Consider the following 13,363-nt stretch of genomic DNA (forward strand, 5'->3'; position numbering starts at 1 on the left):
AAATGTTCGGGGCACCGGGGCACCGGGGCACCGGGCTGTCGGGCTGTCGGGCTGCCGGGGTGCGTCACGGGTCAGCACAGGGCGCGGGAACGGTAACCCCGGTCAGCGCCGAGGATCCGCTCCGCGGCCAGCCGGCCGGAAATGAGGACCATCGGGACCCCGACGCCGGGCCGGGTGCCGCTGCCGGCGAACACGACGTTCGCGAGGCCCGGGGCCAGGTTCGAGGGGCGGAACGGACCGGTCTGGCGAAAGGTGTGGGCCGCCGCGAACGGGGCGCCCGCCGCCATCCCGCGGGCCCGCCAGTCGGCGGGCGTGGTGACCTGCTCCACCTCGATGGCGTCGCCGAAGCCTCGGTAGCCGTGGCGTTCGCAGGTGGCGACCACCTCGTCGCGGTAGCGCGAGCGCAGCACCGACCAGTCGAGCGGGGCGGTGAGGTTGGGTGTGGGGAAGAGCACGTAGTACGTGTGGCCGCCGGCCGAGGCCATCGCGGGTTCGGTGCGTGAGGGGGTGGTGACGAGGAAGGACGGGTCGCTCATCAGCTCGCCGCGATCGATGATCTCGCGGAAGGTCGACCGCCAGGCCCGGCCGAAGTGGATGGTGTGATGCGCGGTGTGCGGGTACTCCACGCGCGCCCCAGCCAGCAGGAGGAAGCACGAGGGCGAGTACCGCAGGCGGCGCAGGCGGGCCGGCGCCGTCGAGGGAGGCAGCAGTTCGGTGTAGGCGATCGGCAGGTCGGGGTTGAGCACCACCACGTCGGCGCCGATGCGCTCCCCCGCCGCGGTGTGCACCGCGACCGCCCGGCCGCCCCGCACCTCCACCCGCGTCACCGTGGTCTCGTAGCGCAGGGTGGCACCGTGTTTGGCCGCGGCGCCGGCCAGCGCCTCGGCGACGGCGTGCATGCCGCCGGCCGGGTGGTAGACCCCGGCGACGCAGTCCATGTAGGAGATGACGGCATAGAGGGCCAGTGCGTCGTGCGGGGCGAGCCCGGCGTACATCGCCTGGAAGGAGAACATCCGCCGGGTCCGCGGGTCCCGTAGATGGCGGCCGACGACGGTGTCGAGCCGGCGGAAGCCGCCGAGGGCGGCCAGCCGGGCGAGCTGCGGGCGCAGCAACGACAGCGGGGAGTCGACCTGCGCGTCGATGAAGTGGCGCAGCTGGGTGCGGAACATTGCAGTGACGATTCCGACGAACCGCTCGAAGCCGGCCGCCTCCGCCGGGCCGCACAGCGCCCGGATCTCCTGTGCGGTGTCGGCGGGGTCGGCGCGGATGTCCAGCGACGAACCGTCGGCGAAGAACCCCCGGTACATCGGGTCGAGCCGGGTCAGTGACAGCCAGCGGTCGAGATCCTCCCCGACACAGTCCAGGGCGTCGGCAATCAGCTCGGGCATGGTCAGGACGGTCGGTCCGGTGTCGAAACGATAGTCGCCCAGTGCGAGCAGGCCGGCCCGACCGCCGGGGGTCGCATCCCGCTCGAGCACCGTCACCCGCCGGCCGGCTCCGACCAGGCGCAGCGCGACCGACAGACCGGCGAGACCGGCCCCGACGATGACGACGTGATCCGTCGCTCCGGTCACCGTGCGCACCTGCCACCTGCTTCCTGGTCGATGGACTTCCCTGTCGATGGTGCGGTTACCCGATGTGGTCGGTTGCTCAATGTGATCGCGAAGTCGCTGCCATGGCGAGTTCCGTCAGGGCGGCGAGGGTTGTGACGTCCAGATCCGCCCGTCGGGCCGCCTCGACCGCCGTGGCGGTCCGGGCGGCGATCCGTTCCTCGGCGGCGGCCACCGCTCCGCTTGCGGCGATGATGTCGCGGGCCTCGGCGACCCGGGCGGCGCGGGCCGCGGGGTTCTCGGTGGGCCCGAATCCCGGGGAACATCCGGGTCCCCCGGAATACCCGGGATTCTCGGGCTGTCCCGCATCCTCAGGGTGCCCGGCGCGCCGGACCGGCGGGGAGATCAGCGTGCGCAGCCGGGCCGCCGCGGCCGGCTGCGCACGGGTCAGCGCGAGCGCCAGCAGGCCAGTGGGCCGCCCGTCACGCAGATCCTCCCCGGTGGGTTTTCCCGTCACCGCCGGATCGCCGAACACGCCCAGGAGGTCATCGCGGAGTTGGAACGCCTCGCCGAGCGGCAGGCCGAACGCCGCATAGGCCGCCAACAGGTCCGGCGGCGCGCCCGCGAGCAGACCGCCGAGCTGCAGGGGACGGACCACCGTGTAACCGGCGGTCTTGTACCGGGCGATGCGGACCGCCCGCCCGGGATCGAGGCCGCCGTGCGGACCGGCCTCGGCCTGGCCGACGAGGTCGAGGTACTGCCCCGCCATCAGCTCGCTGCGCATCCGCCCGTAGGTGGGCCAGGCCCGGACCAACGCCTCGGGTGGCATCCTGCTGGCCGCGAGCAGTTCGTCGGCCCAGGCCAGGAACAGATCGCCGAGCAGGATCGCGGCCGAGCGGCCGAAGTCGGCGGGATCACCCCGCCAGCCGGCGGTCCGGTGGACCCGGGAGAAGCGCCGGTGCGCGGCCGGCCTGCCGCGCCGTGTGTCGGAGGCGTCCATGACGTCGTCGTGGATCAGCGCGCAGGCGTGCAGCAGCTCGATGGCGGCGGCGGCGGTCACAATCTCGTCGCAGTCCGGGCCGCCCGCGCCCCGCCACCCCCAGTAGCAGAAGGCGGGACGCAACCGCTTGCCCTCCGCCAGCAGAAATTCGGTGGCGATACGGACGAACGGGATCAGATCGTCGTCGATTCCGCGCAGGAGCGCTCCGCGCGAACCGGCGAAGCGCCGCAACACGGCGGAGACCCGCCGGCGCACATCCACCGTGGTGTGGTCCGGCACCGTGGTGTGGTCCGGCACCGTGGTGTGGTCCGGCACCGTGGTGTGGTCCGGCACCGTGGTGTGGTCCGGCACCGTGGTGTGGCCGGGGATTGGCCGGCGCCCGGGGTACCGTGCGGTGTGCCCGTGTTCGACACCGCCGTCGTCGTGGTCGCCGTTCTGCTGGTCGCCGCCGCACTGGGCGGATTGACCCTGTTGCGGCTGCCACCCGCGGAGCTGACTCACACTGTCGACGGTATCGACGCCGTGGAGGTTCTGGTGGCCGCCGGCCGCGTCGAGATCTCCGGGCGGGACCGCGAGGACGTGCACGTCGCGCTGACCGTGCGGCGTCGTCCCGGTCGGTCCGTACCCGTGCTCACGAGGGCCGGGAGCACGCTGCGGATCGACGGCCGGGCCAGCGACGTGCGGGTCAGGCTGACCGTGCCGCCACGGGTCCGGGTGCGGGCCGAGGTGCTCGCCGGCGAAATCACGCTGTGGGGGGTAGGCGGTGAACTGTCCCTGGTCACCCGCGATGGCACCATCGCCGGGCGGGAGCTCACGCGCGGTCCGGTCGCCGCGCGCAGCCGGGACGGCGACGTCAACCTGCACTTCAGCGAACCGCCGGACGGCGTGCGGGCGCAGAGCGAGACAGGCATGGTCACCGTCATGCTGCCCGACGGCGAGTACGGGGTGGAGGTGGAGACCGCCGATCCCGGGGCGGCCGACGTGGAGCTGACCCCGTCGGCGCACGCGGCGTGCCAGGTGGTGGCGCGCAGCGTGTCCGGGCGGGTACGGGTCGGTCTCGCCGCGCCGCTGGGACCCTTGTCTATCTGACGTCTCTTGTCCATCTACCGTCCATCTGGGTTGTCCCAGCTGGTCCCGCCCAACGAGCCCGTTTCAGCCGGGTTGCTCACCCACGTTGGTGGAATCGACGGATCATGACTCTCGCGTGATCACGCTGGGGATTCATGGGATCACGCCGGGGAAATGTTGCTGCCCGCTGTCGGGGCCTGATCGGTCGTGTTTCCGATCGGGGGTCCGTCTTCGATCGTGGCCACGCTCGGTCTACCCTCGTGCCATGGCGGCGGTCCGGAGTCTGAGCACGCAACCCACGACGATGGGCGAGTACCTCGCCACCGGTCGTGCGTCCTTTTCCTTCGAGTTCTTTCCGCCGAAGACGCCGGACGGCGAGCGGCAGTTGTGGACGGCCCTGCGCCAGATCGAGGCGCTGCATCCCTCGTTCGTCTCGGTGACGTACGGGGCGGGCGGGTCGACGCGCGAGGGCACGATCCGGGTGACCGAGCGGATCGCCACCGACACCACCCTCACGCCGATCGCCCATCTCACCGCGGTCAACCACTCCGTCGCCGAGCTGCGCCGGGTCATCGGCAACTACGCCGGCGTCGGGGTGCGCAACGTCCTGGCCCTGCGCGGCGACCCGCCAGGGGATCCGCAGGGCACCTGGACCGCCCATCCCGCGGGCCTGCGGCACGCGGACGAACTCGTGCGCCTGGTGAGGTCGGTCGGCGGCTTCTGCGTCGGCGTGGCAGCCTTCCCCGACAAGCACCCACGATCGGTCGACTTCGACAGCGACGCGCGCTACCTGGTGGGCAAGTTCGACGCCGGCGCGGACTACGCCATCACCCAGTTCTTCTTCGGCGCTGACGACTATTTCCGTCTCGTCGACCGGGTCCGCCGGCTGGGCTGCGACAAGCCGATCATTCCTGGGATCATGCCGGTGACGAACGTCGCGCAGATCGTCCGGATGGCGCAGCTGTCCGGCGCGGCCTTCCCGCCGGCGCTGGCCTCCCGGTTGCAGGCCGTCGCCGACGACCCGGCGGCCGTGCGGGCGATCGGGGTCGAGGTGGCGACCGAGTTGTCCCGTCGCCTGCTGGACGGCGGTGCACCGGGCCTGCACTTCATCACCCTCAACCGCTCCAGCGCCACCCGAGAGATCTACCAGGCGGTCCGATAGCCGGCCGCGGTCCGCGGGGTGGCCGATCCGCGGGGTGTCCCGGTGGCGCATGACGGGTGGGCCGCTCGCCTGACCCGTCCGCGCTCATGCCGCCGGGCCGGCACTCAGTCGTGCTCGTCGTAGGCATCGAAGACGCACAGCAGCCATTCGTCGCGGAGCGAATGCTCCCGGACCAGCGCGAACCCGGCCTGGTTGGCGGCGTCCACCACCGCCGTCACCAGGCTGAGATCAAGGGTGTTGAAGATCGGGGTGATCCGTACCGCAAGGATCACCTGGTCGCGATGGGCGGAGAAGACCGCCCGCGGGTCGAGGTCCTCAAGGGTCTCCACTACGCCGCCTACCTGTTCGGACACGTCACTCCCGCCACGTCTGGGTGGCACCGCTGTTCTCTCGTGACACCGCTGTTCCTCCGACACCGCGTCTCCCCACCTCGGGCCGGTCCGGTGACCGATCGACGCCTTCGGTTTTGGTCGCCGGCCGGACGCAGGGTGCCGCTACGGCTCGCGGTAGGGGACGACGAGACTCTATGTCCCAGCATGTCCCAGCGCGAGACGGCGTACCGGACGGATGGCGGCGTACCGGGCGGGGCGCTGGCCGTACCGGGCGGAACGGGATGGCGGAACGGGATGGACGACGGGCACGATGGACGACGTGAGCACCCCGCTACCCGGTCGGGACACCTACCTTGCCCAATGGTCGGCCCTGCACGGCGGCTACGACCTGGCGCGCGGGCTATGGCTCGTTCGTGCCTGGTTGACGGTGGTCTACTGGCTGGCCAGGCCGCTCGCCGCCCGCCGGGTGCGCCCGTCGGCGGTGACCGCCGGGGGGGCCGTGCTCACCGCCCTCGCGATTCCCCCGGCCGTGGCCGGTGGCCGGTGGCCACTGCTGGGGGCTCTGGTGATCGTGCTCAGTGGCCTGGCCGACAACCTCGACGGAGCGGTGGCGATTCTCACCCGACGCGCGAGCGCCTGGGGATATGTCCTGGACTCCGTCGTGGACCGCTGCGGTGACCTGGCCTACCTGCTGGCCCTGTGGTGTCTCGGCGCACCCGGCGGCCTCGTGATCGCGGCAGGCAGCATGCTGGGACTGCTGGAGTACACCCGGGCCCGGGCCGGCAACGCCGGCTTCGACGAGATCGGTGTGGTGACCGTCGGGGAGCGGCCGACCCGGATCATCATCGCCGCGGTTGGCTCGTTCGGAGCGGGTCTGGTGCCCGGCCTCGCGAACCTCGCCGCGAGTATCGCGACGACCGCGACGCTGGCGGTCTGCGCCATCGGCCTCCTTCAGCTCACGGCCACGGTCCACGCGGCCCTGACCGCCGGGTCAGGCCGGGCCGATGAGACCGGCGACGATGCCGGCGGAGAGCACGACGAGCGGCAGCCCGCCGCCGGGATGGGTTGACCCACCGACGAGGAACAGGCCGGGTACCCGGGATGCGTTCGGAGGCCGCAGGAAGGCCGCCCGCACGCCGTTCGAGGATCCACCGTAGATGGATCCGCCCACCGTCCCGGTGCGCCGTTCCAGATCCGCCGGGGTGATGGTCTCGTACCAGCGCAACCGGGAGCGGACGTCGAACCCGCGGGCGGCGAGCACGTCGAGGATGCGCCGGGCGTAGCCGTCGGTGAGCCCGGGACGGTCCCAGTCCAGGGTGCCTGCGCCGTTGTGGCCGCCCGCGCCGCGATGCGGGGGCGCGTTCACCAGGATGAACCACGCCTCGCAGCCCGGCGGCGCGCAGGCCGGGTCGGCGGGCGCGGCAAGATAGATAGTGGGATCGGCCGCCAGCCGGCCCGCGAAGACGGCATCGAACTCGGCATCGTAGTCGGCGGGGAAGGTGACCGTGTGATGCCCCAGCCCGGGCGTGCGACCCGTCAGGGCCAGCAGCAGCACGAAGCCGGACATCGACGGTACAGTCCGCCGCAGCCGCCGGCGGCCGACCCGATCGTTCACCAGCCGGCCGTAGAGCGCCGCCGCGTCGGCGTTCGCGACGACGACGTCCGCGGGCAGCCGGATACCGTCGGCGAGACGGACCCCGTCGACCCGGCCGCCGGGGGTCCGGGTCACCGCCAGCACCGGCGCGTCGAGCAGGATCCGGACGCCGCGTTCCTCGGCGCGGCGGGTGAGCGCATCCCCGAGGCGGCGCAGGCCGCCCGCGACGTACCAGCCCCCGAAGCGCCGTTCCGCGTGGACCACCGACACCAGAGCGGCGGGGGCGTGCCGGGGATCGGACCCGGAGTAGGTGGCATAGCGGTCCAGGATCATCCGCAGCCGGGGATCACGCAGGTAGCGCAGGCCCAGCCGGCGCAGGCTCCGGCCGGGCGCGATCGCGGCGATGTCACCGGGTGCGGACCAGGCGAGCCGAACCAGCCCGGTCGCCGACACGGGACTGGACAGGAACGGTCCTTCGGCGGCGTCGAAGACCCGGCAGGCCCGGTCGGCGAGCCGCCGCCAGTCCTCGCCCGACCCGGGGGCGATCCGATCGTCCAGTTCGGCCACGAACGCGTCGTCGTCGGCATGTGCGGCGAGCGTCGTGCCGTCGGCGAACCGGTAGGACGCGATCGGGTCCAGCCGACGCAGCTCCACCTCGCCGCGCAACGGCCCGCCGGTCGCGGTGAACAGGTCCTCGAACACGCCGGGCATGGTCAGCAGGGACGGACCGGTGTCGAAGCCGAACCCATCGCGCTCGTACCAGCCGAGCTTGCCTCCGGTCCGCGACGACTGCTCGCAGACCGTCACGTCATGCCCGGTGGCGGCGAGCCGGGCCGCGGCCGCCAGCCCGCCCACACCGGCGCCGATCACCACAACACGGGCCATGCGACGACTGTACGAGCTGCTCCTTCCCGGTTATCCACGAGGAAGGAAACGGGCATCGAAGCCTCGGGAAGAAGAAGGAAGCCGCCGGAGGGGCAAGGGAAGCTCCTGGCGGGGTGCGGGGTGCGGGGTGCGGGGTGCGGACCAGTGGTCAGGGGCAGCGGGTAACCGGTCGTCCCTTCCATCGGGCGGTACCCCGCCGACGACGCCACCACGACACCGCAGTCAGGTAGCCCAACAGGCTCACGGAAGCCGGATGAGCGGCGGCGTCGGGCCAGCTCCGGCCGCCCGTGCGGCGGGCGGCGAGCACCCGGCCGGCGACCCCGGCGAGGTACCCGACCGCGCCCGGGCCCGAGCCACCCAGTGCCGCCACCGCCGGCACGACGAACAGCCAGGCCAGCATGCCGATCTGCCCGACGCTGCCGAGCGTGCTTCCACCGGCGACGGCCAGCGACTTCGCGTAGCCGTCCCGCAGCTGTGACCATCCGGAGTACATCCGGTTGACCGCGAGATCGGTGCCGTCCACGACCACTCCCCGCCCGCCGGCACGCTTGAGCCTGCGCAGCAGGGCGACATCCTCGATGACCTGGTCCCGGACACCCTCGTGGCCGCCGGCCCGGCGGTAGGCCGCCACGTCCACGGCCAGCAGCTGTCCGCCCGCCGCCGAAAGCGACGGCCGGGCGGAGCGTTCGGCCAGCCGCAGCGGCAGCAGCGCCAGCCACGACCACTGGAGCAGGGGTTGGATCAGCCTTTCGGCGACACCGGCCGCCTCCTGACGCGGGTAGGGCGAGACGAGGTCGAGGCCGGCGTCCCGCAGGAGGAGAACGGTCCGCGCGACGCCGTCGGGGGCCACCGTGACGTCGGCGTCGACGAAGACGAGGACCGTGCCTGTGGCCGCCGCCGCGGCCCGGGCGCAGGCGTGCGGTTTGCCGAGCCAGCCGGCGGGCGGCTCCGCACCGCGCAGCGCGACGATCCGGTTGTCCCTCGCCGCCCACCGCGCGAGGATCTCCCCGGTGCCGTCGGTGGAACCGTCGTCGTAGACGAGGATCTCGAGGTCGGGCACCCACCGTGAGCCGAGCAGGGCCGACAGGCACCGCGGCAGGCTCCTGGCCTCGTCGCGGACGGGTAGCACGACCGTCACCCGTTCGCGTACCGGCCGGGCCGGCGGTGGGACGCGTAGCAGCCGCGCGTTCACCGCCGTGTGCACGGCGATGGCGGTGGACGCCACCGCGGCGGACCGTACCGCACCCGACCAGCATCGCCCGGCAAGCCACCGGGCCGGGGATCTCGGTACCGTCCGGTGCCTCGTCCCGTGCCCTGTCCGCCACGGCGCCGTCATCGTGGTGGGGAGCCCGCCGGGACCGGGCGGTCCCCGGCCCGGGCACGGTCCCGGGGTCCGGCCCGGGCCGCCGCGACGAGCGCAGCCCCCATCGCGATCCCGCCGGCCGCGGCCACACCGGGACGGTCGAAGAAGGTGAGGTTCGCCAGCGTCGAGGAGACGTAGGCCCACAGGAGAAGGGCGAGCGGGGCGCGCTCGTCGCGAGCCGTGCTCCCGGCCTGGTCCGGAAGCGCCGTCAACGCCGCGGTCATGGCGATCGCGACGGCCACCCAGCCGGCGGTGTTGGTGAGTGGGATTCCGTTGAGCGTCGGGCCGCCGCCGAGCCACCGCCAGTACCCCGCGGCGACCATCTGCGGGTCGATGAAAAGATCCCAGGCCGCGAGGACGAGCGCGGCCAGCACGACGGTGCGCGCCCGGCCGCGGTGGTGGCGACGGGCCAGGACATACGCCGGGTAGGTCGCCATCGCCCAGGCCATCGGCACCACGACCGGGACGCCGTACAGGCGGGTGCCCAGGGCGGAGCCGTAGACGTAGCGGCCGAAGGGCCAGCCGGTGTGCACGCCCACGGTCTCCACGAGCAGCCCGCCGCCGACGGTCACGGCGAGAAACCCGGCGGTCCACGCTCGGCCACGGGTGAGCAGGGCGTGGCTCACCGAGGAGGCGAAGAACAGCACGATCGAGGCGATGGCGAGCGCCGCCCCGGCGGATCCGGTGACCAACGGACAGGGGAGCTGCACCGCCACGGTGGCCGCCGCGAAGATCCACGGCACCGCGGTGGGCCGCGCCGGCCGCGCCGATCCGGTGAAGAGCGCGTCGGCGGTCATCGTACCGGTGCGTGCCGGTCGGCTCCTTGGGCGGAGGCAGCGTCGGGACGGGCGGGGGAGCGTCCGCGGAGCTCCTTGCCGAGCACGGCGTAGGGGGTGAGGGTCCCGGGGAACTGGAAGTCGGACAACAATGGAACGAATCCCTCATGATCGTACAACCGGCGCGCCGGACTGCCCGGGGGTTCGAGGGCGGACAGCGCGGCCGTGCGTTGCGGGGCCCCGCGCAGCAGCTCCCGCAGTATGGTGCGCCCGATCGCCCGGCCCTGGTAGGCGGGCAGGACGTGCAGCTCCACGATCTCGAGACAGTCGTCGAGCCAGTACGCGGCCGAGTCCGGCGGGAGCGCGCCGGCGACGACGTCGTGCCACCACTGGCCGACCCGGCCGGGCAGGGCGTAGGTGATCCCGATGAGTTCGTCGTCGGGTGTGACGGCCGCCACGGCACGAAGGTCCCGCCGCTCGAAGTGCCGGCGCGCATGGGCGGCCCGGTCCCGGGCGGCCCGCTGCGGGTCAGGCTCGTGGTGATCGAGGAAAGCGGCCTTGTAGACCGCGATGACATCGTCGAGCCGGGTGCGCATCCGGCTCGGGGACCAGCGGACCACCCTCACGTCCACGTCGGTCACCGGCGTCGCCTCCTGTCCGCGCCCGGATCGCCGACCTGGCCCCACGAGTCGGGTCCGGCGAGCCAGGAGGCTGGGGCGCACCATCACGTCGCTCGACGATAACTCGCCGCCCGCCGGCACCGCTCGGCGATGGGAATTACTGCTACGTAACGTCATTCCACTGATGTGGAGGGTGCTAACTCCGGATGGGTGGGAGACCGGCCCGATCACCGGCCATGGCGAGCGTGGCGCAGCGCGGCGTGCCGGCGAGGAGGTCGGCCACCAGCATGGCCACCGCCGGGGCCTGCACGGTGCCACCCGCGTTCGTCCCTGCCGCCACGATCACCCGGCCGCCGTGGTCTGCCACGGCCTCGACAAGGGGGAGGCCGTCCGGGGTCGCCGGGCGCTCGCAGACGCGGACGTCGAGCATCTCCACGCTGCCGTCAGGCCGGCGCAGCGTCGGGAACAGGCCGGCGACCGCCTGCTCGAAAACCGCGCGCAGACGGGCGACGCCGCTGTCCGCGGCCGCCCGCACGGCGGTGCCCAGATACCCGAATCCGCCGCTGACATGGATCCTGGCACCATCGGCGGACAGCGTCACATTGATCACACCTAGGGGATCTCCGGCGTGGACCTTCACCGGCCGTCGCAGACCCGGGTTCGGCAGGGTCAGCGAGAGGCCGAGCAGATGCGCGACGGCACCGGCGCCGGGCCAGGCGGCGCCCAGCAGCCGCTGCAGGTCGCGGCCGGCCACGGTCACCACGGCCCAGCCGGTGCGCAGGGTCGAGCCGTCCGCGAGATGCAGCCGGACCCCGCTGCCGGCTCCGTTCCCGATTTCGTGCCCGGCCTCGTTCCCGTTGCCGTCGGGGTTCCCGTCGAGGTTCCCGTCGATGTCGGTCTCGATGTCGGTCTCGATGTCGGTCTCGATGCGTTCCACCCGGGTGCCGGCGCGCACCTCGACGCCCGCGGCCCGCAGCCGGTCGATGAGTACCGTGGCCAGATCGTGGATGTTGACCGCGTAGCCGTCCACCTCGACCGCTGCGGTCACCTCCCGGACGCCGTCGGGCAGCGGGACCGAGCGGCCCAGCGCGGGCCAGTCGCGAACCAGGTCCGCCCGGGACAACCGAACGACCCGCCCCCCCGCGGACCGCTGCAGCCGCTCGCCCGCGGCGAGGTCGTCCGGACCGAGATAGATCCGCGGGATGCGGGCGTCCCAGCGCAACCCGCACCCGGCAGCGAGCCCGTCCCCGCCGTCGGCGAGCGCGAAAAGATGCTCCCACCCGCGCAACCCCAGCCGGTTCAGGGCGATCACCAGGTCCCGGGCCACCGCGTGCAGCCCGGGACGGTCGGCGCACTGCTCGAAGGCGCCGGCCCAGGCCCTCTCCGGCTCCGACAGCGACTCCGGGTCCCGTAGCCGCCAGCCGCCGTGCGTCGGATCGCGATCGAGGACACCCGCGCGGCTCGCGTCCGCCTGCGGCAGGGTCTCGGTCGCCGACAGGTGCCGACCGTTCGTCCCCGCGAACGTCGTGCCCTGGGCGGCAGGGTCTGCCCGGTCGGCAGGCGCGGCGTCGAGGACCCGGACGGGGTGGCCCCGCAGCCGCAGCACGAGCGCGATCGTGAGTCCGACGATCCCGCCGCCGACGACCACCACGTCGTGCTTGTCGACGGCGGAACCGTCAGAGGCCGGGTCCTCGACGGCCCGGCGGCCGGTGCCCCGCCGATCGCCCCGGCGATCGGCCAGGTCATGACGATCGTCCTTCGGGCCGTTCCCGGTGAGGCCGTTCCCGGTGAGGTCGTTCCCGGTGAGGTCGTTCCCGGTGAGGTCGTTCCCGGTGAGGTCGTCCAGGTCGGCCCGTCCGACCACCGCGAGGAACGCCTGATCGAGATCGTTGCTGCAGGCGGGACTGTGCATCGCCACGGAGCAGAGAGTGAATCCGCGCCGCGGCTCCCCGCCGTCCTCGGCGATCCGCCCCGCGAGCAGCTCGCGGACCGGGCCGAGGAACCGGGGGGCGTTGTCGATCACGACCTCCAGGTCGCGGCGGTCGTAGGCGTCGACCAGCGCCCGGTCGGTGAAGACGTGCGGTTCGCTGACCGACACGAGTCGGCGGCCGGTGAACGACTTGACGTGCCGCATGTCGATCATGCCCGCGGATATCCGGGGCCCGTCGTGCACGAGGGGCGCGGCGATGCTGATCAGATCGGCGGCGTCGAGGACGTCCTCGACGGTGCGGGCGACGTGGATCCGGTCTACCGGCAGTCGGTGCTTCGCCGCCCAGAGCGCGACCGTCGCCGGCCTCGCCGCGAGTGAGGGAGCGTGCACGGCCAGGTGCCAGCCGCGTGCGACGCCCTCCCGGGCGACCCGGCTGTTGATGTTTCCGGCGCCGACGAGGCCGAGCACGCCCGGCCGATCGGTGCGCGTGGCGGCCCCGGCCGACTCGGCGCCGGGTGCGTGGCCGAGCGGGTCGAACAGCCGGTCGACGATGAACCGGGCGACGTGCCGGGCGTTGACCTCGGGGGTGTTGCGCACCTCGATCCGGTGGCGGGCCGCGGCGGCCAGGTCGACGGCAGCGAGGGAGGTGCCCCGGCGGACCAGCAGCAGGGGTCGGTCCCGGCCGGCCTCCGCCGGGTCCGTGCGGACCGCGGTGGCCCACCGTTCGAGTGCCGGTCCATCCACCGCGTTCACCCCGACGACGAGGGTGTGCGGCCGCAGTTCGACCAGGGCGTCGGCCAGGCCCGTCGGCCGGGTGGCCAGCTCCGGGCGTAGCCGGGCGGCGTCGTGCCGAGTGACGAGCCGCGCGACCCGTTCGCTCACCGGTGTCGCGATCAGAACCCGACGGCGGGGGGGCTGCGTCCAGGGCGCCTGCTCGCGGGGTATCGACATGCGGCTTGCTTCACCCGGTTCGTGGGAAGGTGCGGGGCGTGGGAAGGTACGGGCGGCCCCTCCACGGTGGCGGGTGCCGTTCAACGGGGTGTCAAAGCAGGCCGTGTCCCCGCCCGGATACGGCGGGGGGCC

Annotated in this window: 11 protein-coding genes; 3 read left to right on the top strand and 8 right to left on the bottom strand. The window is 73.2% G+C overall.

Annotated elements, in window-relative coordinates:
• Positions 1-71: 71 nt before the first annotated feature.
• Together crtI and FRANCCI3_RS06970 are read right to left on the bottom strand one after the other, a co-directional pair.
• A complete protein-coding gene (gene crtI, locus FRANCCI3_RS06965) occupies positions 72-1,583 on the bottom strand; it encodes a phytoene desaturase family protein (RefSeq protein WP_011435829.1) in 1,512 nt (503 codons plus the stop codon).
• Positions 1,584-1,650: 67 nt separating this feature from the next.
• The gene (locus tag FRANCCI3_RS06970; RefSeq protein ID WP_049761056.1) at positions 1,651-2,847 is read right to left on the bottom strand and encodes a polyprenyl synthetase family protein; all 1,197 of its coding nucleotides are present in this window, start codon (positions 2,845-2,847) and stop codon (positions 1,651-1,653) included.
• 99 nt (positions 2,848-2,946) lie between these two features.
• Here FRANCCI3_RS06970 and FRANCCI3_RS06975 point away from each other — a divergent pair, with 99 nt between their 5' ends.
• Both FRANCCI3_RS06975 and metF read left to right on the top strand, forming a co-directional pair.
• Positions 2,947-3,639 carry a hypothetical protein gene (locus FRANCCI3_RS06975; protein WP_236707299.1) on the top strand — a complete coding sequence of 231 codons (693 nt, stop codon included), beginning with the start codon at positions 2,947-2,949 and terminating at the stop codon, positions 3,637-3,639.
• 244 nt (positions 3,640-3,883) lie between these two features.
• A complete protein-coding gene (gene metF, locus FRANCCI3_RS06980; RefSeq protein ID WP_011435831.1) occupies positions 3,884-4,780 on the top strand; it encodes a methylenetetrahydrofolate reductase [NAD(P)H] in 897 nt (298 codons plus the stop codon).
• Positions 4,781-4,884: 104 nt separating this feature from the next.
• Here metF and FRANCCI3_RS06985 read toward each other — a convergent pair whose 3' ends face one another.
• Positions 4,885-5,133, bottom strand: coding sequence for a hypothetical protein (locus tag FRANCCI3_RS06985; RefSeq protein WP_011435832.1), 249 nt, complete (start codon positions 5,131-5,133; stop codon positions 4,885-4,887).
• A gap of 289 nt (positions 5,134-5,422) precedes the next feature.
• Here FRANCCI3_RS06985 and FRANCCI3_RS06990 point away from each other — a divergent pair, with 289 nt between their 5' ends.
• On the top strand, positions 5,423-6,181 hold the full coding sequence (locus FRANCCI3_RS06990; RefSeq protein WP_023840954.1) for a CDP-alcohol phosphatidyltransferase family protein: 759 nt from the start codon (positions 5,423-5,425) through the stop codon (positions 6,179-6,181).
• Here FRANCCI3_RS06990 and FRANCCI3_RS06995 read toward each other — a convergent pair.
• The 5 genes from FRANCCI3_RS06995 to FRANCCI3_RS07015 all read right to left on the bottom strand — a co-directional run bounded on the left by FRANCCI3_RS06995 (position 6,104) and on the right by FRANCCI3_RS07015 (position 13,231).
• Complete coding sequence (locus tag FRANCCI3_RS06995; protein WP_011435834.1) at positions 6,104-7,591, bottom strand: phytoene desaturase family protein; 1,488 nt, start codon at positions 7,589-7,591, stop codon at positions 6,104-6,106. The genes FRANCCI3_RS06990 and FRANCCI3_RS06995 overlap by 78 nt on opposite strands.
• Before the next feature lie 148 nt (positions 7,592-7,739).
• Entirely contained in the window at positions 7,740-8,927 is a 1,188-nt protein-coding gene (locus FRANCCI3_RS07000; RefSeq protein WP_011435835.1) for a glycosyltransferase, read from the bottom strand.
• A complete protein-coding gene (gene cruF / locus FRANCCI3_RS07005; protein ID WP_011435836.1) occupies positions 8,924-9,751 on the bottom strand; it encodes a bisanhydrobacterioruberin hydratase CruF in 828 nt (275 codons plus the stop codon). The genes FRANCCI3_RS07000 and cruF overlap by 4 nt, the downstream gene beginning before the upstream one ends.
• Entirely contained in the window at positions 9,748-10,326 is a 579-nt protein-coding gene (locus FRANCCI3_RS07010; protein ID WP_232234953.1) for a GNAT family N-acetyltransferase, read from the bottom strand. The genes cruF and FRANCCI3_RS07010 overlap by 4 nt, the downstream gene beginning before the upstream one ends.
• A 220-nt stretch (positions 10,327-10,546) precedes the next feature.
• Positions 10,547-13,231: an FAD-dependent oxidoreductase gene (locus FRANCCI3_RS07015; protein ID WP_011435838.1), complete on the bottom strand. Its 2,685-nt coding sequence runs from the start codon at positions 13,229-13,231 to the stop codon at positions 10,547-10,549.
• Between the last annotated feature and the right edge of the window lie 132 nt (positions 13,232-13,363).

This window comes from Frankia casuarinae, assembly GCF_000013345.1.
In the GTDB taxonomy this organism is placed as follows: domain Bacteria; phylum Actinomycetota; class Actinomycetes; order Frankiales; family Frankiaceae; genus Frankia; species Frankia casuarinae.

Coding starts and splice junctions, on each gene's coding strand:
- metF (WP_011435831.1), top strand. CDS start 3,884: ATGGCGGCGGTCCGGAGTCTGAGCACGCAACCCACGACGATGGGCGAG.
- FRANCCI3_RS06990 (WP_023840954.1), top strand. CDS start 5,423: ATGGACGACGTGAGCACCCCGCTACCCGGTCGGGACACCTACCTTGCC.
- FRANCCI3_RS06995 (WP_011435834.1), bottom strand. CDS start 7,591: ATGGCCCGTGTTGTGGTGATCGGCGCCGGTGTGGGCGGGCTGGCGGCC.
- FRANCCI3_RS07000 (WP_011435835.1), bottom strand. CDS start 8,927: ATGACGGCGCCGTGGCGGACAGGGCACGGGACGAGGCACCGGACGGTA.
- cruF (WP_011435836.1), bottom strand. CDS start 9,751: ATGACCGCCGACGCGCTCTTCACCGGATCGGCGCGGCCGGCGCGGCCC.
- FRANCCI3_RS07010 (WP_232234953.1), bottom strand. CDS start 10,326: ATGCGCACCCGGCTCGACGATGTCATCGCGGTCTACAAGGCCGCTTTC.
- FRANCCI3_RS07015 (WP_011435838.1), bottom strand. CDS start 13,231: ATGTCGATACCCCGCGAGCAGGCGCCCTGGACGCAGCCCCCCCGCCGT.